Here is a 21,814-nt window from a genome sequence, read left to right as displayed (position 1 = left end):
GCTCGAAGGCATGGAATCGCAGCACGAGATCATCGCGTTCGTGGCGGCTCTGCCCGGCGTCTTGGCGGAGACCGCCAGTGCGCGGACCGGAGCGCCGGAGGTCGCCTGGGGCGACACGTTCTTCTTCCACGACCCCGACGGCGACACGCCCGCCGACCGCCGGATGCCCTTCGCCACGATCGTCACCAAGGACTACGACGGCTTCGACACCGCCTCGGACCTGAACCGCCCCGGAGTGTTCCGTCTCAACATCGCCGTCGGCCGCGCGGCGTTCGAAGAGCTGCTCGGCGAACACCTCTCACCGCCGGCGGACGTCGACTACACCGCGCTGGACACGCTGCTTCCGCACCCGGTGTACGCGGCCCAGTCCTGGGTCGCCATCCTCAACCCGGGGGAGAGGACCGCGGAGCCGGCGCGGAAACTCCTCACCGGCGCCCACGCCCGTGCGGTGCGTGCGTATCAACGCCGCACCGCACGGGGCCGCGGGGCTCAGCGGTAGGAGAGCCAGGTGCCGGTGGGCTTGCGCCAGCCGGTGGGGTGCCGGTCGTAGTCGCAGACGCCCGTGCGGAACGTCGCCCGTAGTCGCCGCTGCTCGTCCGCGGTGAAGGTGACCGGGTAGTCGCGGAAGTCCAGCGGCTTCAGCGCGCACTTCATGGCGTTCATGGCGAGCGGCTCCCCGGCCACCATGCGCGTGTCGGAGGCCACCGGGTACCGCGCGCCGCACCGCCCGCCGGACGGGTAGGTGAGGGGCTCGCGGATCCGGTCCGTGGCCGACAGGTAGCAGCCGTCGGCCAGGTCCGCGGGCCGGTCCGCGAGGACCTTGTGCCGCAGGTCACGGCCCGAGTGGTCGGCGTCGATCGCGGTGAGCCAGCGGTCCATCGCGTCCAGCTCGTACGCGGCCGCCGCCGCGACCTGCGCCGGGGTCGTGTCGCTCTCGATGATGACCTGGTTGGCCGCCGTGCCGTTCGACCGCAGCAGCCGCTGCCGCATCACGAACGACCACTCGGTCGTGTGGATGTCGTTCCCCGGCCCGGCGAGGTCGAGGTCGGTGCGCTGGTCGATGATCGGGGTCTGCCGCAGGCCCTGTGCCGCGGAGTTGACGATGTCGTTCGCGTACGCCGCCGCGAGCGCCTTCGGGTCGGCCTCGGTGCGGGCCGCCACGGGCCTGCCGGTGTAGTCGAGGCCGCCGATCGCGGTGTTGAGCGCGGTGAACTGGGCCGGCGTGATCGCGTGTGCCTTCAGCGCGGCCAGGCCGTACTGAACGCCGGCGTTGTCCAGCGTGCTGCGGACGAACCCGGTCCGCCGGTCGCGGCCGAGCTGGTTGGCGAACTGCTCGTCGGCGTTGCACCGGACGCCGGACGGGTTCGTCACCGCGTTCCAGCGCGCGGAGACCGGAATGGCCGTGTCACAGCTGTCCGTCGCGGTGGCGCGGCTGGCGAACGTCTGGTCCCACGACGGGCAGGTGGTGAAGTCGTTGAACCCGGCGATCGCCTTCTTCTGCGCGTCGGTGAACGCGGCCCCCGCGCCGGCGAAGAAGCGGTCCAGCAGCCGGCAGTCCGTCACCGGCCCGAGCGTCGTCAGCGGGTCGGGGAAGGAGACGCCCGGGATGATGCCGTCCACGATGCCCGGGTAGCTCTCGGCGATGTCGTACTGCTGGATCGCGCCGCCGGAGCCGCCCCAGCCGATGGTGTGGGCGACCGGCCCGTACGTCTCGGCGAAGTGCTCCTTGACCATCATCGCCGCCTCGGCGGAGATGATCGGGCTGCAGTTGTTGTCCAGGACGTTCAGGGTGGAGGAGGCGACGGCGTACCCCTGCCCCAGGAACAGGTCGTTCAGCACGCCGCCGGTCGAGCGGCCCTGGTGGTATCCGGCGTTGCAGCCGCCGCCGAAGGTGTAGACGAGCCGGCCGTTCCAGCTCCGGTCCGGCGTGGTCGGCGAGGGCGCCGCGCCGTCGTACAGCGCCGCGATCTCGTACACCGCGCGGTCGATCGTGCCGCGCTCGACCCGCACGATGTAGGGGACCGTCGTGCCGTCGACCGTCGCGGTGGCCAGGTCGGCCGGCCGTGCGGAGGGGTCGGCGAGCGGCGCGTACGTCCCGGCGGTCGTGCGGTACTGGTAGGTGACCTGCGTGGGCGCCGAGCAGTACGGCTGGCCGGCCGCCGGCAGCCCGAACGCCTGGGTCTCGCAGTAGAACGGGAGCTGCTGCCGGCCGGAGAAGACCGGCCCGGTGATCGGGTGGTTCACGACGCGCAGCGTGGCGCGGGCGCCGGACTGCCGGGCCTCGATCGTGTTCGCGCCGTCGCGCAGGCCGCCGGCCGTCCCGAGGAGGCTGCCGTCGGGCTCCCGGCGCAGCGCCGCGGTGACGTCGTGCCCGTTCGCGGTGACGGTCACCCGGCGGGAGCCCGAGGAGCCCGACGGGACGACGCGGATCAGCACCTGGCCGCCGCTGACGAGGTCGGGCCGGGGATTGGACACGGACGTGATGGTCAGGCGCTCGTGCGAGGCCGGCGACGCGCTCGCCGCGCCCGGCACGAGAGACAACGCCGTCGCCAGCGTGACGCAGGCGACGGTGAGGAGCCGTCGTGGATCTGCCACGGGCCACTCCGCTCAGTCGGGGCACCGCGGGGCGCGGCGCCGGGGGACCGGTCACCGCCCGAGGAGGCACGGGCGGATGCCGGGGACCAGTGTCAGGGCAGGCGGTTCGCCAGCACCAGTGTGGCGGCGGACATGAACATTCCGCCGTTGCCGAGGACGACGCCGATCTCGACGCCGGGCACCTGCGCGGCGGCCTCGCGGCGGAGCTGCCGGATCGACTCCTGCATCGCGAACATGCCGTACATCCCGGTGTGGGTGTAGGACAGGCCGCCGCCGTTGGTGTTCATCGGCAGCCGGCCGCCCGGGGACGTGTGGCCCTCCGCGATGAAGGCGCCGGCCTCGCCCCGGCCGACGAAGCCCATGTCCTCCAGCCCGTAGATCGGCACGTGCGCGAACGCGTCGTAGATCATCAGGTGGTCGACGTCGCCGTGGGTGATCTTCGCCTCGGCGAACGCCGCCTGGCTCGACAGGCGGAACGACCGCGACGTGGTGAAGTCCTCCATCTGGGAGATGATCGGCGACTCGGCCGACTCGCCGGCGCCCAGCACGTACACGGGCGGCCTGCGGGTGCCGAGCGCCTCCGCGCGCTCGCGCGAGGTGACGACCAGAGCCCCGCCGCCGTCGGTGACGAGGCAGCATTCGAGCAGGTGGAAGGGGTAGGCGACGAGCCGTGAGGCGAGCACGTCCTCGACGGTGACCAGGTCGCGCATCGCGGCGCGCGGGTTGCGGCTGGACCACCGGCGCTGGGCGACCGCGACCGAGGCGAGCTGCTCGTGGGTGAGCCCGGTCTCCTTCATGTACCGCAGGGCGGTGACGGTGAAGGTCGTGGCCGGCCCCATCGTCCCGTACGGCAGCTCGAACTGGCCCAGCAGCGAGTCGGGGCCGAACGCCCGCGGCGGCGCGCCGACCCGCGACCGCCCGGACTCGCCGTGCGTGACGAGCACGGTGTGGCACAGCCCGGCCTCGATCGCCGCCATCGCGTGGCGTACGTGGAACAGGAACGACGTGCCGCCGACCGAGGTGCCGTCGAGCCACGCCGGGGTGATGCCCAGCGCGTGCGCGACCTGCACCGGGCCGGGCGTGCCGACCGTCGCGACCCCGTCGACGTCATCCTTGGTCAGGCCCGCGTCGGCGAGCGCGTTGCGGGCGCCCTCCAGGTGCAGCCGGAACGCCGAGTGCTCCGGCAGCCGGCCCACTTCGTCGGTCTCGGCCGCACCGACGATGACCGCGGTCACGACACCTCCCGCGCCGGCTCGAAGAGGGGGACGTGGACGTCGCCGCGTGGCTCGAACACCACGCGCAGCGGCATGTCCAGCTCGAGGTTCTCCGGAGTGATCTCGGTGTGCACGATGTTGGTCATCATCCGCACGCCCTCCTCCAACTCGACGACGGCGATCGCGTACGGGCCGTCGCCGGCGAAGCCCGGTGCCGGGCGGTGGCTGATGACGTAGGAGTAGAGGCTGGCCCGTCCGCTGGCCGTCACCCACTCCACCTCGCCCGACCCGCAGTGGGGACAGAGCGGGCGCGGGTAGAAGTAGTGCCGGGCGCAGGCGACGCAGCGCTGGATCCGCAGCTCACCGGCTGCGGCGCCGTCCCAGAACGGCCGCGTCTCGGGTGTCGGTCCGGGGATCGCCTTGGGCCGGTCGGCGGACATGCCTCGCCCCCTCCGTGGAAGCTGCCTGAGCACCCCCTCGCGGATGCGATCCTGATTCTAGAACGCTTTTCTAAAAGATGGCCAGCGTCGCGACTCGCACCGACGGTGACACTCCGCGACCATGGGCCCCGGCGTCCCGCGGCCGAGTTCGTGCGGCGTTGCCGGCGCTCTCGTCCGTCACGCGGTCACGGGGTTCGTCCTGTGCCGCGAAGTAACTCAGGGGCGCAGCCCGGCCTGGACGATGGCGACCATCCGCTCTCGTGCGGCCTCGTCCCGCCGCGACGTGCAGCTTCCGATCAGTGCCTTGAGATCGCTGATTTCGGCGTCTCTCCGGACGGCCCCGGCCTCTTGGGCCCGGACCAGCAATCGTTGCAGCAGGCCCATCACGTTGTAGTCGTCGCCGGTGGAGATGGCCTCCAGATCGAATCCCGCACCGATCAATGCCTCGGCCAGGCCCTGGCTCGCCGCCCCCTCGGCGACCAGGCCGGCGAAGAAGTCGAAGAACGCCGCTCCCGGATCGCCGGCCTCGAGCAGCGACTCCGCCCGCTCCACGATCGCTTCTACCCGACTGAGCAGGACCGCCTCGAAGAGCGACTCCTTCGTCGGGAAATGCCGGCTCACCGTGCCGGTGCCGACCCCGGCCCGCCGTGCGATCTCGTGCACCGGCACCTTGAGACCCTCGGCGGCGAATGCCCGCCAGGCCGCCTCGAGGACCTTCGCCCGGTTCCGTTCCGCATCAGCTCGCACCGGCACACCTCTCCGAATCTCCCGCTCGAACTCATTGACAAACGGGATGAGCATCCCGGATAGTCCGTTACCGTAACCGGGACGGACGTCCCGGTTATTATCCGGACATCTGGAGGATGTCATGACCCGATGGACCGCTGCCGACATAGCCGACCTGCACGGACGGATCGCCGTCGTCACCGGGGCCAACACCGGCACCGGCTTCGAGACCGCACGGCTCCTCGCCGAGCACGGTGCGACCGTCGTGCTGGCCTGCCGGGACCTTGAGAAGGCGGCGACCGCCGCCGCCCGCATCGGCCGCGGAGCACAGACCCTGCACCTCGACCTCGCCTCCCTCGCCTCGATCCGCCAGGCCGCCGCCGACCTGCACCGGGACTACCCGAAGCTGGACCTGTTGATCAACAACGCCGGGATCATGCGGCCTCCGTACGGGCGCACTGAAGACGGTTTCGAGCTGCAGTTCGGCACCAACCACCTCGGCCACTTCGCCTTCACCGGCCTGGTGCTCGACCTGCTGCACGACGTCGACGGCGCCCGCGTCGTCACCGTGACCAGCCCTGCGCATCGCCAGCCCCGCGGCGGGATCGACTTCACCGATCTCCAATCCGAGCACAAGTACCGGGCGGGATCGGCCTACGGCCGGTCCAAGCTGGCCAACCTGCTCTTCGCCTACGAACTGCAGCGTCGCCTCGAAGCGGCCGGCGCGCGGGCCGTCTCACTGGCCGCGCATCCCGGCGGCGCCCGCACCGAGCTCAACCGGAACATGCCCGTCTACACCCTGGCCCGCGGCGCCTCATGGGGCATCTGGCGGCCGATCACCCATCCCGCCGAGATCGGAGCGCTGTCTGTGGTGCGCGCCGCCGTTGACCCGGCGGCCCGTGGCGGTGAGTACTACTGCCCGGACGGCCGCATGGAATTCAAGGGACATCCGGTCCGCCGAGAGTCGAGCGCAGAGTCCCACGACGCCGACCTGCAGCGCCGTCTGTGGCTGCGGTCCGCGCAACTGACCGGCGTCCGCTACGACCTCGTGGAGCACTCGTGAGCGCGCTCGCCCCCCGACCTGGTCAGGCCGTCCGGTGGCGCGTGCTCGTGCGCGCGGGCGACGAGGGGGCGCCGAGGTCGCGTTCGATCTGCTCCAGCGTGCGGTTCTTGGTCTCGGGGACCTTGGTGACGAAGAACGCGATGCCGATGAGCCCCATCACCGCGTACAGGCTGAACGTCCAGGCCTTGCCGATGGCGTCGACCAGCTGCAGGAAGTAGTAGGAGACGACGAAGTTGGCGGCCCAGTTGAACACGCTGCACACCGCCATCGCCGTGCCCCGTACGCCCAGCGGGAAGATCTCGGAGATCATCAGCCAGAACCCCGGGCCGAGCCCGACGGCGAACGAGGCCATGAAGACCACCAGGGCGACCAGCGCCACCCACGGCGCGGAGTGCTGCCAGTGGAAGGCGAAGAACGCGGCGAGCGTCAGGAGGGCGATGGTCAGCCCGACGGTGCCGACGATGAGCAGCACGCGGCGGCCGACCCGGTCGAGCAGCAGGACCGCGATGACGGTGAAGATGACGTTCGTGATGCCGACCGACAGCGCCTGGGCGATCGCGTCGTTGGCGTGCAGGCCGGTGTAGGTGAGGATGGTCGGGGAGAAGTACACGACCGTGTTGACGCCGACGACCTGCTGAATGACGGCGAGGCCGATCCCGACGACCATCATGGGGCGCAGCGACGGCCGCAGCAGCGCGCCGAGCCCGGCGCGGCGCTCCTCCGACAGCACCGACTCGATCTCGGTGATCTCCTCCTCGTAGTCCTCGCCCCCACGGGTGCGGCGCAGCACCTCGCGGGCCTCGTCCCGGCGGTCCCGCTGCATCAGCCAGCGCGGGGAGTAGGGCACGAAGAGCATGCCGAGGACCAGGAACACGCCCGGCAGGGCGCCGAGACCGAGCATCCAGCGCCAGTTCGAGCCGATGCCGCGCAGCGCGAAGTCGACGAGGTACGCCACGAGGATGCCGACGGTGACCATCAGCTGGTTGTACGACACGGTGCCACCGCGGATCTTCGGCGGCGTGTGCTCGGCGATGTAGAGCGGCACCACGGCCGACGCCGCGCCCACGGCCAGGCCCAGCACCATCCGTGCCGCGACGAGCTGGCCGGACGACTGGGAGAACGCCGCCGCCAGGGCGGCCACGACGTACACGAGACCGCTGACCAACAGCGTCCATCTCCGGCTGATCAGATCCGCCAGGCGCCCGCCGGCGAGCGCGCCGAACACCGCGCCGACGAGCAGGCCGGCGACGATCCACGACTGGGAGAGGTCGCCGGCGTGCAGATCCTTCTTGATGTACAGCAGCGCGCCGGAGATGACGCCCGTGTCGTAGCCGAACAGCAGCCCGCCGAGGGCGGCCAGCAGCGAGATCTTCAAAATGAACGGATTACGCGCCGCCTCGCGCGTGAAACTCGGCATGCCATGTACTCCTCTCGACGTTCTCAGGCCGTCGATCGGCGCGGACGTCGCGAGCCGCGGCGTTTCCGCACCGGTCATCGCGCCTACCCGGTTTGCGTGCCTTCATGTACGCGCCGTGAGCCCGCCGGGCTGTGATATGCATGAGTCATGCATGATCGAGCGCGTACCGCCAACCTCCTGGGCGCCACCGCTCTGGCCGTGGGCGACCTCGCGCTGGCCGGCGCCGCGCGGGCCGCGGGCGTGAGCGTGAGCGGAGCATCGGCCCTCGTGGTGCTGTACTGGTCGCGCGGCGTCGGCGTGACCGAGCTGGGCCGCCGGGTGGGGCTCACCCAGTCCGCCGCCGCACGCATGGTCGACTCCCTGGAGGAAGCCGGCCTGGTGGAGCGGCGGCGGGGCGAGGGCCGGAGCGTCACCGTGGCGTGCACGCGCGCCGGGCGGAGGCTCGCGCGTGACCTGCTGACCGCGCGCGACGCCCCGCTCACCCACCTGCTCGGCGCCCTCGACGACGAGGAGCACCAGGCGCTGGCGGTCCTGCTGGCCAAGCTGCTGGACCGCGCGTACGGGGAGATCGGCGACACCGAGCTGCTCTGCCGGTTCTGCGACCGCGGCGCCTGCACGGACAACGCGGTCTGCCCGGTCGGTCAGGCCGAGCGCGACCGGCCGGACTGAGCGGGCGTGGGTACGCTCCTCGCGCTCGCGTCGGCGGTGTGTTACGGGCTGTCGGACTTCGGCGGCGGGCTGCTCTCACGCCGCGCGGGCTTCGTCGCCGTCGCCCTCGCCGGGCAGGTCGGCGGCCTCGTGCTCGCGCTGGCCGCCGCCCCGGCGTTCCCGGTGACCGCGGTGCCGCCGTCCGACCTCGGCTGGGGTGCGCTGTCCGGAGTCGGAACCGGGGTGGGCATGCTGTCGCTGTTCCGCGGCCTCAGCCGTGGCGCCATGAGCGTGGTGGTGCCGGTCAGCGCGGTCAGCGGCGTCGCGCTGCCCGCCGTGGCCGGCGTCGCGCTGCTGGACGACCACCCCTCGGCACTGTCCTGGTTCGGCATCGCCGTGGCCGTGCCCGCCCTGTGGCTGGTCTCCCGCGGTGGTCCGGCCGGCGGACGGCGTACGGGCGCCTCCGCGTTCGACGGCCTGGTCGCCGGCACCGGCATCGCCCTGCAGTACGTCGCGCTGGCCCAGGCCGCGCCGCGCGCGGGTGCCTGGCCGGTCGTCACGGGCCGCCTCGCCGCCGCGCTCACCATCCTCCCGCTGCTCCTGACGGCCGGCGCCGCCGCGCGGCGCGCGGGCGTACGCCAGGTGCTCCTCGCGGCGGGCGCCGGCGCTCTGGCCGCCACCGCGCTGATGTTCTACCTGGCGGCGACGCGGGAGGAAATGCTGGTCGTGGCGGTCGTGCTGTCCTCCTTCTACCCGGCGATCCCGGTCCTGCTGGGCATCACCGCGCTGCGTGAGCGGCTGAACGTCCCGCAGACCGCCGGCCTCCTCGGTGCCGCCGCCGCGATCGGCCTGCTCACCCTCGGTTAGGGCGGCGTCGCGGTTCACGACCAGTCGGGGTGGGCGATGCCCAGGTCGCCGGAGGAGACGGGCACCGCCCCCGTGCCGTCGACGCGGATCGCCCAGATGCTCTGGTGTGCCGTCTCGCCGCGGGCGGTCGCGATCCACGCGCCGTCCGGCGAGAAGGTCGCGTCCATGTCGCGGGTCGCCTCCGAGGTCAGCCGGCGCGGCGTGCCGGTGCCGTCGGACGGGGTGAGCCAGACGTGCCGGGCGTCCTTGGTCGGCTGCTCGGTGTAGGCCATGGTCTTGCAGTCCGGCGAGAACGACGGGTCGTTGACGTCGTGGTCGTCATGGGTGACCTGAGTCCACCGGCCGCCCGCCGTCGCCGCGTCGATGGTGTAGATCTGCTGGGTACCGCTCTTCGTGCTCCAGAACGCGATGCGGCTCCCGCACCAGGCCGGGTCGTCCTTGTCGTCGCCGTCGCCGGTGAGCAGCAACGGCGTCTGCGGGCGGGCGAGCGTGATCACGGCGATCTGCCGTCCTGACGGCGTCTTGGCGACGATCGCCACCTTCCTGCCGTCCGGCGACCAGGCGGTACGGGTGCGGCCGTCGATGATGTTCGTGATCATCCGGGGCGTCCCGGACCCGTCGGCGTTGGTGATCCACAGTTCGTTGACCGTGGCGCTGACGTTCCGGGTGAAGGCGATCTGCTTCCGGTCCGGCGACCAGCGCGGCAGGATGTCGCACTTGTCGTCGTCGCTGATCACCTTGGTCGCCACACGCGTCGTCGGGACGAGCCTGCCGATGCTGCCGTGGCAACGGCTCGGCCAGCCGCTCTGCCGGTCGATGCGCACGAGCAGGGCGTCGCTCGGCAACGGCGCCGGTCCCGCCCCGGCCGTGGCCCCGGAGGGCTTTCCTCCGTCGTCGCGGGTGACCAGCCAGCCGGTCACCGCCGCCGCGACGACGACCGCCGCCACGGCGGCCAGGAGCACCCTGCCCCGGCCCCCGGCCGGGGACCCGCCGGGGGCGGTGGCACCCGGTGCGGCGGGCCCGGCCGGGGCCGTACGGTCCGGCGTGGTCTCGACGGTCCGCCCCGGTCCGCCGGGCAGGCCGGACCCGGCCGCGACGGTGTGACCGGGCCCGTCGGGCGTGCCCGGCCCGGCGGGTGGCACGGAGCCCTGACCGGAGACAGGGTCGGGGCCCGCCGGCGGCACCGGGTCCTGCCAGGCCGTCAGGGTGCCCAGCACCGCGGCTTCGCCGGCCTCACCGGTCTCACCGCCGACCAGGGCCAGCAGCAGGTCCCGGGCGGTCGGCCGGTTGTGCGGGTCCTTGTCCAGCGCCGCCCGTACGAGCCGGTCGAGGGGAGCGGGCAGGTCGCCGATCATCGGCTCGCCGTGCACCAGCCGCGCGGACATGACCGAGAAGTCGCCGGTGCCGAAGGGATTGACGCCGGTGCGGGCGAACGCGACGACGCACCCCCACGAGAAGATGTCGGCGGCGGTCGTCACCTGCTGCCGCAGGATGCGCTCCGGCGCCATCCAGCCCGGGCTCCCGACGAGCCGGCCCGTCATCGTGAGCCCGGCGGCGGCGTCGAGCGCCCGCGCGATGCCGAAGTCGATGACGCGCGGGCCGGAGTAGGACAGCATGACGTTCGCCGGCTTGAGGTCGCGGTGGATCAGCCCGGCCGCGTGGATGGCGACCAGCGCGGCGGCCACCCCGACGGCCACGCCGTGGAGCATGCCGGGCGACAGCTCGCCGTTCTGCCTGACGTATTCCTTGAGCGAGACCCCGTCGATGTACTCCGTCACCATGTACGCCCGGCCGCCGGACTCGCCGTGGTCGAGCACCTGGGCGGTGCAGAACGAGGCGACCCGCCGGGCGTTGTTCACCTCGTCCTGGAAGCGCGCGGCGAACCCCGCGTCCTGCGCCAGCTCCGGGCGTACCACCTTGACCGCCACCTGGCGCCCGTCCGGGCCGCGCCCGAGGTAGACGGCGCCCATGCCGCCCTCGCCGAGCCGCGCCAGGAGTGTGTACGGACCCACCCGCTCGGGATCGCCGGGCCGCAATGGTGTCTTCGCACCCGCACGTCGTTGACCGTCCACCCGCAGCCCATTTCTTCGTGCCGAATTCGACCGTACTCCGCGGAGCACCCGCCCGGATATGCGGGAAAACCCGGATCTGTTTCCGCGGTACGTCTCTCTTCGACGCTCGCAGCGGCACGAACGATCGGCCGTGACGGCCGGAATCGCGAATATCGCGCGTTAGCGGGCCGATCGCCGGGGCAGTCGTGCTCCATGGTGGTACGCCCGGTCGAGTGGCTGCGCTGGCACGCCGGATACGGACTCCGGTCGCTGCGGCGCGCCCTGCGCGGCCCGAGCCGCGAGCGCGACCTGCTCGTCCAGTCGGTCAAGTCCGCGGTCGCGGCGGCCCTCGCGTGGGTCGTCGCGTACGAGCTGCTGCACGCGCCCCTGGCGTCCCTCGCGCCGTGGGCCGCCCTCGTCATGGTGCACACGACGGTGTACCGCTCGGTGGTCAAGGGCCTGCAACAGGCCCTGGCGGTGGTCTTCGGCGTGGTCGTGGCGACCGGCGGGTACGCGGTGACGGGCGACCGCACGACGGCCCTCATCGTCGTGTTGCTCGTCACGATGCCGCTGGTCAACTGGCGGACCTTCGGCGACCAGGGGATCTACGGCCCGCTCACCGCGGTGCTCGTGATCACCTCGGGGCAGCCGACCGGGCACGCCATGGCCTGGCGTCTTGTCGAGACCGGGCTGGGCATCGCCGTCGGCGTGCTGGTCAACGCCCTCATCCTGCCTCCGACGCACCTGCGCGACGCCCATGAGTCGGTGACCGGCGTGGCGGAGGAGATCGCCGGTCAGCTCCACCGGCTCGGCGACGGCCTCGCCGGCGAGTGGGACACGGACGACGCGCGCGACTGGCTGCGCCGGTCGGACGAGCTGAGGGCCCGTACGGAGGACGCGTGGGCGGCGATCCGGCGGGGCCGGGAGAGCATGCGGATGAACCCGCGCCCGCGGCCCGGCGGCCGGGGCGAGGACCTGTCGCCGGTGCTGCTGCCCCTGGAGGTCGTGGCCAAGCAGACGCAGGGCATCTGCCGGACCCTCGTCGACGCCGGCGCGGACGGCATGCCCGATCCCGACCCCCGGTTCCTCGCCGTCTACGCCGAGATGCTGCGCCACGGCGCCACGGTCGTGCGCGCCTACCGGCGCCGGTTCCTCGGCACCGGGGCCCCGGACCTGCCGGAGGTTCTGGAGTCCGCGCGCGAGCGCAGCGGCCATCTGCACGAACGGCTGCGGGCCGATGAGTTCCGGCTCGACGGATGGCTGATCCACGGACCGCTCCTCATCGAGATCGACCGGATGCTCACCGGCCTCGCGGCCGACCAGGACCTGTCCCACGGACGGGAGCCGTGAGCCAGGTCCCGGTGCGGTGTCACGCCAGCGGGCCCCTCCAGCTGGGGCGGTACGGCGCGACGGGGCGCGCCCAGCCCGCGTAGGGCGGCACGATCGGACCGCTCCAGCCGGGGTGGTACGACGGCAGGACCGCCAGCGTCTCGGCCGCCGACTGGTCGTTCGGCACGCAGCGGGCCGTCACCGTGCCGATGGCCGGGCTGTTCGTTGTGATCTTGAGGCGGCCGACGCTGAGCGTGTCGGTGCCGCCGACGGCCGGGGTCCAGTCGCCGGTGAGGTCGCCGCGGATCGGCTGGCCCACCGGCACGTAGCCGCCGGCACCGGCCACGCGGAAGGCGGTGTTCTCCGCGCCGCCGACGTTGATCCACGCCGAGGCGCTCCAGGAGCCGATGGGCACCGGAGCGTTGACGGCGAGCCGCGAGAGGTGCAGGCGGACGCCGGTCGGCCGGGTGACCGCCGTCTGGCCCGGCGAGGAGAGCCACCCGTCGAGCACGACGGTCGTGGATCCCAGCATCGGGACGTCGCAGGAGTAGACCGTGGAGAAGCCGCCGGCGTACGCGGGCGCCTGCGCGGCGACGAGAGCGAGGCCGCCGCCGGTCACGAGCGTGGCGGCCGTCACCGCGTATCCGGCCAGAGATCTGATCATCAAGAGTCCTCCGAGTTCTGGTGTTCGGAGAGACGTCATCACGCGCGTCCGGCCCGCGTGGAGAGCCGGACGCGCGTTTTTGCCACCGCTGGTGATGATCGGTACCGGTCGCAGACCAAGCCGTGAGGCGGCGGCCCGGGTCCGTCAGGGCAGGATGCTGTCGACGTAGCCGCCGTCCACCCGGAGCGCGCCGCCGGTCGTGGCCGAGGCGTTCTCCGAGCTGAGGTAGACCACCATGTCGGCGATCTCCTCCGGCTCGATGAAGCGCTGGATCAGGGAGCTCGGCCGGTGCTCGGTCATGAAGCGCCGCTGCGCCTCGTCCCACGGCACGTCGGCGCCCACGAGCTGGGCGACGAAGTCCTCCACGCCCTCGGTGTGCGTCGGCCCGGCGATGACCGCGTTGACGGTGACCCCCGTGCCCTTGGCGGCCTTCGCGTACCCGCGCGACACCGCCAGCAGCGCCGTCTTCGTCATGCCGTAGTGCACCATCTCTTCGGGGATGACGACGGCCGAGTCGCTCGCGACGAACTGCACGCGCCCCCAGCCCCGCTCGGTCATCTTCGGCAGGTAGTGGCGCGTGAGCCGCACGCCGGACAGCACGTTGACCTCGAAGTAGCGGCGCCACTCGTCGTCGTCGATCTCCAGCACGGGCCGGGGCCCGAAGATGCCGAGGTTGTTGACGAGGATGTCGACCTCGGGGAGTTCGTCGAACAGCCGGGCCGCGCCCTCGGCGGACGCCAGGTCCGCCGCGATGCCCCGGATGGGGCCCGCGTCGCCGGCGAGGTCGCGTACGGTCGCGGCCACCTGGTCGGCGTTCCGTCCGTTGACGACCACGGCGGCGCCGGCGCGGCCCAGCCGAGCGGCGATGGCCCGGCCGATCCCCTTGGTCGATCCGCTGACAAGGGCGGTGCGTCCGCTCAGATCGATGTCCATAGAGTTCCTCCGTACCCAGCGAACGGTGAGCGATCGCCTACTCTACGAACGCGGGAGCGGGTCTCATGCGACACCCGCCCCGGAGCGTGGCCGGCGGCGCCGGATGTCCACCGGCCGGGAAGCGGTACACCGGTCGCCGGGGCGCGCTGCTCGTCTCCGCCGCGGCGACGGATCGCCGTAATTGTCGCGTCGCCGCATCGCGATCTTCCGTCTGCCGGGTGAGGGAAAGGCCGGGTCCGCGGCCCTTCTCGCGGCCGCGGAGTGATCGATACGGCCGGACCGGCCGGTATTTCCTTCGGCGCCTTTCGCATTTCCGCAGGTCAGCCCTTTTTGAAGGGCGCGGATTCACCGGTCCTGAGACCTAACCCGAAAGTGATGGGACGAACACGTAGAGTGATGCATGATGTTTCCAGATCGAAGGAGGTGAACGAAAGATCTTGACACGGCACCACGACGGGCGGCGGTAGCTCGTCGCCGGCCCCCCGAAAGGAGTCGAGTTCGATGCGAAGAACACCGATACGAATCGCCGGAGCGTGTGCTCTCGCCGCGACACTGGCGACGTCCGCGGCCGCGTGCGGCAACGATGACAAGAAATCCGCCTGTGACAAGCTGCAGGACACGATTTCGCAGGTGAGCCAGAGTGGCATTTCCCAGAACAATGATCCGAACGGGCTCGCTCGCACTTACTACAACAGCGCCACCGCGATGAGGCAGGAAGGGCGGGACTCCGGCGACAGCGATGTCGAGAGCGCGGCGAACGACGCCGCCTCCGCGCTCGAGCAGCTCAGCCAGCAGCTCACGGCGATGGACCGCGGCGACCGCGGACCGCAGTACCCCGCGACCGGCACCAGCCTGATGAGTGCCGGAGACCGGATCAGGTCCGCCTGCGACCGCTGAAGAGAGGGCGCCGGATCGGACCGAACCACTGGGCCCGCTTCCCCGGTCGACGGGGGAGCGGGCCGGTCACGTCGGCGCCCGCTCCGCTCCCGTCGGGCCTTCGGGCGCACCCCGGGTCACTCGGGCTGGTCGCGCATCGCGGCCAGCAGTAGCCGGGTGACCTGGTCCAGTGCCGGGCCGGGGGCGTGCGCCTCCGGGTCCAGGGTCGTGTGCAGCACGAACCCGTCTCCCGCCGCGACGATGAGGGCGGCCATCGGCTCCGGCTCCACCCACGAGGCGAGGAGCCCGGCGTCGCGCAGCTCACCGATGCTCGCGGCGAGGGCCTCCCGCAGCTCGGTCAGCAGCGCCACGATCGGGGCGCGGACCGCCTCGTCGCGTGCCGCGGTCGCCAGCGCCTCGAGGTAGGCCGGGACGTGCGCGTGCGCCTCGTCGAGCGCCTCCCGCAACGCCTCGATCGTGGCGAACAGGCCGCCGAGCGGGTCGCCCGCGATGCCGGTCAGCGCCGTGCGCGCGGGCTCGATCCAGGTGCGGACCGCGTCGACCAGCGCCTGGGCGACGAGGTCGTCCTTGGAACCGAAGTGGTACGTGATCGCCTGGAGGTTCACCCCGGCCGCGGCGGCGATCTCCCGCGAGGTCGTCCGCGCGACGCCGCCCCGGCCGAGCACCTCCAGCGTCGCCCGCAACAGGCGGGCGCGCGTGATCTCCTGCCGTTCACTCATACGTATGTATGATTCCATGGACGCGATTCCTCCAGGGAGAAAAGGTGACGTCATGCCGACCGATCTTGTGACCGGAGCGTACGGATACACCGGAACCTATCTCAGGCGGAGCCTCGAGAGCGCAGGCCACACGGTCCGTACGCTGACGGGGCACGCACCCGCCGACGCGGACATCGCGGTGTTCCCCTACCGCTTCGACGAGCCCGGCGCGCTCGACGAGGCGTTCGCGGGTGTCACCACCTTCTACAACACCTACTGGGTGCGGTACGCGCCGGGCGGCACCAGCCACCGGCAGGCCGTCGCCAACACCGCCGCGCTGCTGGAGGCCGCAGCCCGGGCGGGCGTCGAGCGCGTCGTCCACGTCAGCATCACCAACCCGGACGCCGACTCCTTCTACGACTACTACCGCGGCAAGGCCGGGGTGGAGGATCTCGTCGCGAAGAGCGGCATGACGTACGCCATCGTCCGGCCCGCTGTCATCTTCGGCGGCGAGGACATCCTGCTCAACAACATCGCCTGGCTGCTGCGCCGGTTCGGCGTGTTCGGCATCCCGGGTGACGGGCGGTACCGCCTGCGCCCGGTGTACGTCGAGGACTTCGCCGAACTGTGCGTCCGGCTCGGGGCGGAGGAGAACGACACGGTGGTGGACGCGGTCGGGCCCGAGTGGTTCACCTTCGAGGACCTGGTCGGCGCCATCGCCGGCGCGATCGGCCGGCGGTTCCGGCCCGTCCACCTCCCGCCGGCGGCCGTCTCGCTGCTCCTGCGCGGGCTGTCGCTGCTGACCAGGGACGTCGTGCTGACCCGCGACGAGATCGACGGGCTGATGGCCGAGCTCATCATGGTCGAGGGCGAGGCCACCTGCCCGACCCGCCTGACGGACTACCTGCGCGAGAACGCCGACCGGATCGGCCGCGACTACCACTCCGAGCTGGCCCGCCGGAAGCCGTCGCGCGTCCCCGTACGGGCCTGAGCCCCTGAGCCGGGCCGGGCGAGCCGGTGATCGATCGTCCCGATTGGGTAAGAGGAGCAAGCCGCGGTCGTTCGACGGGAGACGATGTGGAAGGTCCCAAAACGGCGTTCGTGCTGGGTGGCGGTGGTCTGCTGGGCGCCCACGAGGTGGGCATGCTGCGCGCGCTCGCCGAGGCGGACATCCGGCCCGACCTCGTCGTCGGCACCTCGGTGGGCGCGTTCAACGGGGCGTTCGTGGCCGCCGACCCGGCCGATGCGGCCGGCCTGCTCACCACGGCGTGGCTGGGGGACGGCGCGGGTTCGGTCTTCTCCGGCTCCTTCCTGACCCGCATGTCGACGCTCATCCGGTCCGGCACTCACCTGCACTCCACGAGCCTCCTGGCCACGGCGCTCGACACGCTCATCTCGGTCGACCTGATCGAGGACCTGGCGGTGCCGTTCCACTGCGTGGCGGCCAACATCGAGCGGGCCGAGGCCCGGTGGTTCACCCACGGGCCGCTGGTTCCCGCGGTGCTCGCGTCCTGCGCGGTGCCCGGCGTCCTTCCGCCGGTGCGGATCGGGGACGAGCACTTCTACGACGGCGGGCTCGTGCACAGCATTCCGATCGGCCGCGCGCTGCGCCAGGGCGCCCGGACGATCTACGTCCTCCAGGTCGGCCGCATCGAGACCCCGCTCACCAGGCCGACCCGGCCCTGGCAGGTCGGCCTGGTCGCCTTCGAGATCGCGCGGCGGCACCGGTTCGCCGAGGAGATGGCGGAACTCCCCGACGACGTGACCGTCCACGTGCTCCCCACCGGCGGGGCCGGGGCGGGCGCGGGCCTGTCGCAGCTGCGCTACCGCGACGCCTCGCGGGTCGAGGCGAACATCGAGCGGGCGTACCGCGCGACCAGCGCGTACCTCGCGGGTGACTGAGCGGCGGGCTCATGATCCCGCCACGGTTCGCCCGGCGACTGGCCCTCATCCCGCTGCTGGTCGTGCTCACGGCCGTCGCCGTCGCGGTGGGCACGCCGCTCCTTCTGCTCGGGCTGGTCGCCTCGCGTGGCCGTCGCCGCGTCGCGCGGGTGACGGTCATCGTGGTGTCGTGGCTGGTGATGGAGTGCGCCGTGCTCTGCGCCGCCCTCGCGCTGTGGCCCGCCCGCGGCGACGCCGAGACCGTACGCGAGCGGCACTACGCGCTGTGCGCCTGGTTCCTCGGCCGGATGTACGGCGTCGGGTCGCGCGCGCTGGGGCTCACGATCGAGGTTCAGGAACCGCTGAACGCCTCCTCGGACCGGCCGGTGATCGTGCTGAGCCGGCATGCCGGACCGGGCGACTCGTTCCTGATCGTGCACTTCCTCCTCAACGTGTACGGGCGCCGGCCACGGATCGTCATGAAGGCGGCCCTGCGGCTCGATCCGGCGGTCGACGTCGTGCTGGGACGGCTGCCCAACGTCTTCGTCACGGGGGACGAGGAGCCGGGCGGGCGACCGGTGGCCGAGATCGAACGGCTGGCCGCCGGGCTGGAGGGCCGCGACGCGCTGCTGATCTTCCCCGAAGGCGGCAACTTCACCCCGCGCCGCCGCGTACGCGCGATCCGCAGCCTGCGCCGGAGGGGCCGCCGGGCCGCGGCGGAACGGGCGCGCGCCATGCCGAACGTCCTGCCGCCCCGCGCGACCGGCACTCTCACCGCGCTCGCCGCCGCGCCGCACGCCGACGTCGTCTTCGTCGCGCACACCGGCGCGGACGACCTGCTCTCCCCGTCCGACGTCTGGCGGAACATCCCGATGTTCCAGCCTCTGCGCGCCCGCTGGTGGAGGATTCCCCATGAGGAGATTCCGGCGGAGGGCCGGGAACGCTGGCTCTTCGACTGGTGGGAGACCATCGACGCCTGGGTCGCGGAGAACCGTCCGGAAGGCCGTGAGCAGGGGTGACGGCCCCGCTGTGTGGGGTTAGCGCATAGCTCTCGGTACTTCTACCGGGGTAGCCCGGTATCTAATGGTCGGATCCGACGGCAAGCTGGTGCCCGGCAACCGGGGACCGTCAGCCGGTGGATTGGCAAAGGGGAGTGTCATGACAGCCGCGGTTCCCTCCACCCGGACCGGACGGTACCGGCCGTGGGCCTGGATGGCGGGCTCGCCGCGGTGGAGATCGGTGACGGTCCAGGCGGCGCTGGTGGCAGCCGTGCTCGTCCCCGCGGTGGCCGAGGGGAGGCTCTGGGTCCGGCACCCACTCCCGACCGTGGTCAACCTGCTGGTGTCCGCTGGGGCCATCGGAGCGGGGGCGCTCCTGGCAGGGGATGCGGAACAGCGGGTCACGGGGTACGTCCTGATCGCGTCGGGGGTCACGCGACCACTGGAATGGGCGCATGAGTGGGCGTCGGGCCCCGGCCCGTTGTACGCGCAGGTCTTCGAGTACCTGCCGATCACCCTCACCGCGTGGGCGCTGCTGCGCTATCCCGCGCCGTCGCTGGGACGGCACCGGCGCCGCTTCATGGTGGTCATGGCATCACCTCGCTCGCCGGCCGGCACGAAGAGGTGTTCGCCATCGAGGGCATGGCCGAGCTGGGCGTGCCCCTCGCGTTCCTGGTGTCGTTCGCGCAGCGGCGGCTGACCCGGCTGTCCTCGCTGATGACCGTGTTCGACACCCGGTATCCGACCACGCACCTGCTGCGGGAGCTGCTGCGGCACAATCTGCGCGATCCCGGCCTGGACCTGCTGGTCTGGTCCGAGGCCGATCGCGGCTACCTGACGGTGGACGGCGAATCGGCCGACGTCGCGGCCTCCTCGCGCGACCGCCGCACCATCCCGGTGCACGGCCGTGGCGGCCGGCGGCTGGCTTTACTGGTCGTCGACGCCGGCGTGGCCGGAGAGGGCGACCTGGCCGGGGCCGCGGTGGCGATCAGCAAGCTGGCGCTGGAGAACCTCATGCTGTCGCGGCGCCTGCTGACCGCCGACTACGACGCGCGCCAGCTCATCGTCGCCGACCTGCACGATGGGGCGCAGAAGGACCTGTGCGCGCTGCGCGTGGCCCAAGATCGAACAGGCCGAGGCCGGCCAGGTTCCGGCGCTCGTGGAGACGGCCGACCGGCTCGTGGCGGGTGCCCTGCGGGAGCTGCGCGACCTCGCCCACGGCGTCTACCCCCACACGCTGACGCACGCGGGCCTGGCGGCGGCGGTCGAGGAGACCGCCGACGGCCTCGGCCTGATCGTGCACCTCACCGTCCCGGAGAACCGCCTGCCGGCGACGGTGGAGAAGACCGTCTACTTCTTCGTCAGCGAGGCGCTGACGAACGCGCACAAGTACGCCGGCACGGTCCACGTCCAGGTGGACGTCCGGCGGTCCGGGGGTGTCATCGTCGCCGAGGTCAGGGACGACGGTGTCGGCGGAGCCGACGGGGAGGGGCCCGGGCCGGCCCGGCTGCGCGACCGCATCGAGGCGTACGGCGGGCGCCTGCACGTCCGCAGCCCGCGCGGCGCGGGCACGCACGTGATCGCGAGGATCCCGTGCGTGTGATCGTGGCGGACGACGTGCCGATGCTCCGCGACCTGTACCGGCAGAGCATCCAGGCCCTCGGCGTCGACGTGGTGGCCGAGGCCGCCACGACCGCCGAGCTGCTGGTCCAGGTCCGCGGTCACCGGCCCGACGCGGTGCTGGTGGACATCAACTTCGGCGGGCACCTCGGACGCCCGCAGGACGACGACGGGCTGCACGCCGCCGAGCGGCTGCGCGCGGACGATCCCCGGCTGGGCATCGTGATGTTCTCGGTGCACATGACGCCCGCGTACCTGCGGCGCATCACCGCCATCGGCGACGGCACGCACATCGGCTACCTCGGCAAGGAGCGCATCAAGGACGCGCAGACGATCGTCGACGCGCTCGCCCGCGTCACCGCCGGAGAGACGGTCATCGACGGTGCGCTGGCCGAGCAGATGCTGCGGACCCGCCGCGTCCAGGACCCCATCGCCCTGCTCACGGCGCGGCAGCGCGAGGCGCTGGAACTGCTCGCCCAGGGCCGTACGAACAAGGCCATCGCCGAGCGGATGAAAGTGGCCGTCCCGACCGTCGAGGCGTACCTCAGCGAGGTGTTCAAGACCCTCGACATCCCGGCGTCGCCCGATGACCACAAACGCGTCCTGGCCGTGCTGGCCTGGCTGCGCAGCGCGGGGGCGCGCCCGCCCGGCGCCCGTACGGCCCGGGACCGGGACCGGGAGGCGTGATGGCACCGGCGATCGGCATCGACCTGGGGACCACGTACTCCGCCGTCGCGGCGGCCCGGCCGGGCGGCCGGCCGGAGCTGCTGTGGAACCACGAGGGTGACCTGCTCACACCCTCCGTCGTCCTCCTCTCCGGCACGGACGAGGCCCTGGTCGGCAAGACCGCCAAGCACGCGACGAAGAACGTCCCCGGCGACTGCGTCGAACTGGTCAAACGGCGGGACGACGCCCCCGGCTGGACGTTCACCGGCTCCCGCGGCGGCGTGCGCGGCGCCGCGGAGATCCAGGGCCTGATCCTGCGACGGCTCGCCGAGGACGCCGCGGCGGCGCTCGGCGAACCGGCCGGCGGACTCGTCCTCGCCGTACCCGCGCGCGCCGGAGACGCCGGCCGGCGGGCACTGCGGAGCGCGGCCGAGGCGGCCGGCCTCACCGTGGCCGGGCTGGTCGACGGGCCCGTCGCGGCCGGCCTGGCGTTCAGGGTCACGCCGGGCACGGTGATGGTGTACGACCTCGGCGGCGGGACGCTCGAGGTGACCGTGATGACGGTCGGCGATGAGGAGACCCGGGTCGTCGCGACCGGCGGCGACCGCCGGCTCGGCGGCTTCGACTTCGACGGCCGGCTCATGGAGCACGTGGCCTCGGAGGTGCGGAAACTGGCCGGGCCCGAGCTGCTCGACGGCGGCTGCCGCCAGGCCGAGCTGCGTGAGCGGTGCGAGCAGGCCAAGCACGCGCTCAGCCGCGCGTTCCAGACACGGCTGTTCCTCGGCGGCCCCGACCGGAGCTACACCGTCGAGGTCAGCCGCGAGCGGTTCGAGCAGATGACGCGGGACCTGCTGCAGCGGACCGCGGACGTCGCCGACGACGTCCTCGGCCGGGCGGGCGTGGGCTGGTCGCGGATCGACCGCATCCTGCTCGTCGGCGGGTCGACGCGGATGCCGATGGTGCGGCGGATGATCGAACGCCGGCTCGGCGGCGTGGCGGACACGACCGTCGACCCGGACCAGGCGGTCGCCCTCGGCGCCGCCATCGCGGCCCGCGACCTGACCGCCGGCATCGCACGGCTCGTGACCTGACCGCCGGCATCGCACG

22 protein-coding genes are annotated in these 21,814 nt (G+C 72.4%); 13 read left to right on the top strand and 9 right to left on the bottom strand.

Annotated elements, in window-relative coordinates; translation table 11 throughout:
* Positions 1–10 precede the first annotated feature (10 nt).
* On the top strand, positions 11–499 hold the full coding sequence (locus OG417_RS34945; RefSeq protein WP_329237939.1) for a DUF6194 family protein: 489 nt from the start codon (positions 11–13) through the stop codon (positions 497–499).
* Here OG417_RS34945 and OG417_RS34940 read toward each other — a convergent pair.
* From OG417_RS34940 to OG417_RS34925, 4 genes are all read right to left on the bottom strand, one after another.
* Positions 490–2,595 (bottom strand): DUF6351 family protein, encoded by a 2,106-nt coding sequence (locus OG417_RS34940; RefSeq protein ID WP_329237934.1) that lies wholly within the window; start codon positions 2,593–2,595, stop codon positions 490–492. The genes OG417_RS34945 and OG417_RS34940 overlap by 10 nt on opposite strands.
* 92 nt (positions 2,596–2,687) lie before the next feature.
* Entirely contained in the window at positions 2,688–3,830 is a 1,143-nt protein-coding gene (locus tag OG417_RS34935) for a thiolase C-terminal domain-containing protein (protein WP_329237932.1), read from the bottom strand.
* Positions 3,827–4,249 carry a Zn-ribbon domain-containing OB-fold protein gene (locus OG417_RS34930; protein ID WP_329237929.1) on the bottom strand — a complete coding sequence of 141 codons (423 nt, stop codon included), beginning with the start codon at positions 4,247–4,249 and terminating at the stop codon, positions 3,827–3,829. The genes OG417_RS34935 and OG417_RS34930 overlap by 4 nt, the downstream gene beginning before the upstream one ends.
* Before the next feature lie 216 nt (positions 4,250–4,465).
* A complete protein-coding gene (locus OG417_RS34925; RefSeq protein ID WP_329237926.1) occupies positions 4,466–4,996 on the bottom strand; it encodes a TetR/AcrR family transcriptional regulator in 531 nt (176 codons plus the stop codon).
* Positions 4,997–5,117: 121 nt separating this feature from the next.
* On the opposite strand from OG417_RS34925, the gene OG417_RS34920 reads away from it, so the two are divergent.
* Entirely contained in the window at positions 5,118–6,038 is a 921-nt protein-coding gene (locus tag OG417_RS34920; RefSeq protein ID WP_329237923.1) for an oxidoreductase, read from the top strand.
* A 22-nt stretch (positions 6,039–6,060) separates the two neighbouring features.
* Here the strand turns inward: OG417_RS34920 and OG417_RS34915 are convergent, their stop codons facing one another.
* The gene (locus OG417_RS34915; RefSeq protein WP_329237921.1) at positions 6,061–7,455 is read right to left on the bottom strand and encodes a sugar porter family MFS transporter; all 1,395 of its coding nucleotides are present in this window, start codon (positions 7,453–7,455) and stop codon (positions 6,061–6,063) included.
* Between the two features lie 147 nt (positions 7,456–7,602).
* On the opposite strand from OG417_RS34915, the gene OG417_RS34910 reads away from it, so the two are divergent.
* Both OG417_RS34910 and OG417_RS34905 read left to right on the top strand, forming a co-directional pair.
* Positions 7,603–8,124 (top strand): MarR family winged helix-turn-helix transcriptional regulator, encoded by a 522-nt coding sequence (locus OG417_RS34910; RefSeq protein ID WP_329237919.1) that lies wholly within the window; start codon positions 7,603–7,605, stop codon positions 8,122–8,124.
* A gap of 6 nt (positions 8,125–8,130) precedes the next feature.
* On the top strand, positions 8,131–8,970 hold the full coding sequence (locus tag OG417_RS34905) for an EamA family transporter (RefSeq protein ID WP_329237916.1): 840 nt from the start codon (positions 8,131–8,133) through the stop codon (positions 8,968–8,970).
* A 14-nt stretch (positions 8,971–8,984) separates the two neighbouring features.
* Here the strand turns inward: OG417_RS34905 and OG417_RS34900 are convergent, their stop codons facing one another.
* Positions 8,985–10,982, bottom strand: coding sequence for a protein kinase domain-containing protein (locus OG417_RS34900; protein WP_329237913.1), 1,998 nt, complete (start codon positions 10,980–10,982; stop codon positions 8,985–8,987).
* A 252-nt stretch (positions 10,983–11,234) separates the two neighbouring features.
* Here OG417_RS34900 and OG417_RS34895 point away from each other — a divergent pair, with 252 nt between their 5' ends.
* Entirely contained in the window at positions 11,235–12,371 is a 1,137-nt protein-coding gene (locus tag OG417_RS34895; RefSeq protein WP_329237911.1) for an FUSC family protein, read from the top strand.
* 19 nt (positions 12,372–12,390) lie between these two features.
* On the opposite strand, the gene OG417_RS34890 is transcribed toward OG417_RS34895, so the two are convergent.
* Positions 12,391–13,014 (bottom strand): hypothetical protein, encoded by a 624-nt coding sequence (locus OG417_RS34890; RefSeq protein ID WP_329237909.1) that lies wholly within the window; start codon positions 13,012–13,014, stop codon positions 12,391–12,393.
* 144 nt (positions 13,015–13,158) lie between these two features.
* Entirely contained in the window at positions 13,159–13,947 is a 789-nt protein-coding gene (locus OG417_RS34885; RefSeq protein ID WP_329237906.1) for an SDR family NAD(P)-dependent oxidoreductase, read from the bottom strand.
* 501 nt (positions 13,948–14,448) lie between these two features.
* Between OG417_RS34885 and OG417_RS34880 the strand changes: the two genes are divergently transcribed.
* Positions 14,449–14,844, top strand: coding sequence for a hypothetical protein (locus OG417_RS34880; RefSeq protein WP_329237903.1), 396 nt, complete (start codon positions 14,449–14,451; stop codon positions 14,842–14,844).
* Positions 14,845–14,960: 116 nt separating this feature from the next.
* Here OG417_RS34880 and OG417_RS34875 read toward each other — a convergent pair whose 3' ends face one another.
* On the bottom strand, positions 14,961–15,563 hold the full coding sequence (locus OG417_RS34875; RefSeq protein ID WP_329237901.1) for a TetR/AcrR family transcriptional regulator: 603 nt from the start codon (positions 15,561–15,563) through the stop codon (positions 14,961–14,963).
* A gap of 52 nt (positions 15,564–15,615) precedes the next feature.
* Between OG417_RS34875 and OG417_RS34870 the strand changes: the two genes are divergently transcribed.
* From OG417_RS34870 to OG417_RS34840, 7 genes are all read left to right on the top strand, one after another.
* The gene (locus tag OG417_RS34870) at positions 15,616–16,533 is read left to right on the top strand and encodes an SDR family oxidoreductase (protein WP_329237898.1); all 918 of its coding nucleotides are present in this window, start codon (positions 15,616–15,618) and stop codon (positions 16,531–16,533) included.
* Between the two features lie 86 nt (positions 16,534–16,619).
* The gene (locus OG417_RS34865; RefSeq protein ID WP_329237895.1) at positions 16,620–17,444 is read left to right on the top strand and encodes a patatin-like phospholipase family protein; all 825 of its coding nucleotides are present in this window, start codon (positions 16,620–16,622) and stop codon (positions 17,442–17,444) included.
* Positions 17,445–17,455: 11 nt separating this feature from the next.
* Entirely contained in the window at positions 17,456–18,442 is a 987-nt protein-coding gene (locus OG417_RS34860) for a 1-acyl-sn-glycerol-3-phosphate acyltransferase (protein WP_329237892.1), read from the top strand.
* A gap of 139 nt (positions 18,443–18,581) precedes the next feature.
* Entirely contained in the window at positions 18,582–19,121 is a 540-nt protein-coding gene (locus OG417_RS34855; protein ID WP_329237889.1) for a hypothetical protein, read from the top strand.
* A gap of 381 nt (positions 19,122–19,502) precedes the next feature.
* Positions 19,503–20,024 carry a sensor histidine kinase gene (locus OG417_RS34850; RefSeq protein WP_329237886.1) on the top strand — a complete coding sequence of 174 codons (522 nt, stop codon included), beginning with the start codon at positions 19,503–19,505 and terminating at the stop codon, positions 20,022–20,024.
* Positions 20,015–20,728, top strand: coding sequence for a response regulator transcription factor (locus OG417_RS34845; RefSeq protein ID WP_329237882.1), 714 nt, complete (start codon positions 20,015–20,017; stop codon positions 20,726–20,728). The genes OG417_RS34850 and OG417_RS34845 overlap by 10 nt, the downstream gene beginning before the upstream one ends.
* Positions 20,728–21,798: an Hsp70 family protein gene (locus OG417_RS34840; protein WP_329237879.1), complete on the top strand. Its 1,071-nt coding sequence runs from the start codon at positions 20,728–20,730 to the stop codon at positions 21,796–21,798. Before OG417_RS34845 ends, OG417_RS34840 begins: the two co-directional genes overlap by 1 nt.
* Positions 21,799–21,814: the final 16 nt, after the last annotated feature.

The organism is Actinoallomurus sp. NBC_01490 (assembly GCF_036227085.1).
Classification (GTDB): Bacteria; Actinomycetota; Actinomycetes; order Streptosporangiales; family Streptosporangiaceae; genus Actinoallomurus; species Actinoallomurus oryzae.
Note: the sequence above shows the minus strand (reverse complement) of the source record. Positions and strands in the feature narration are given on the sequence as shown.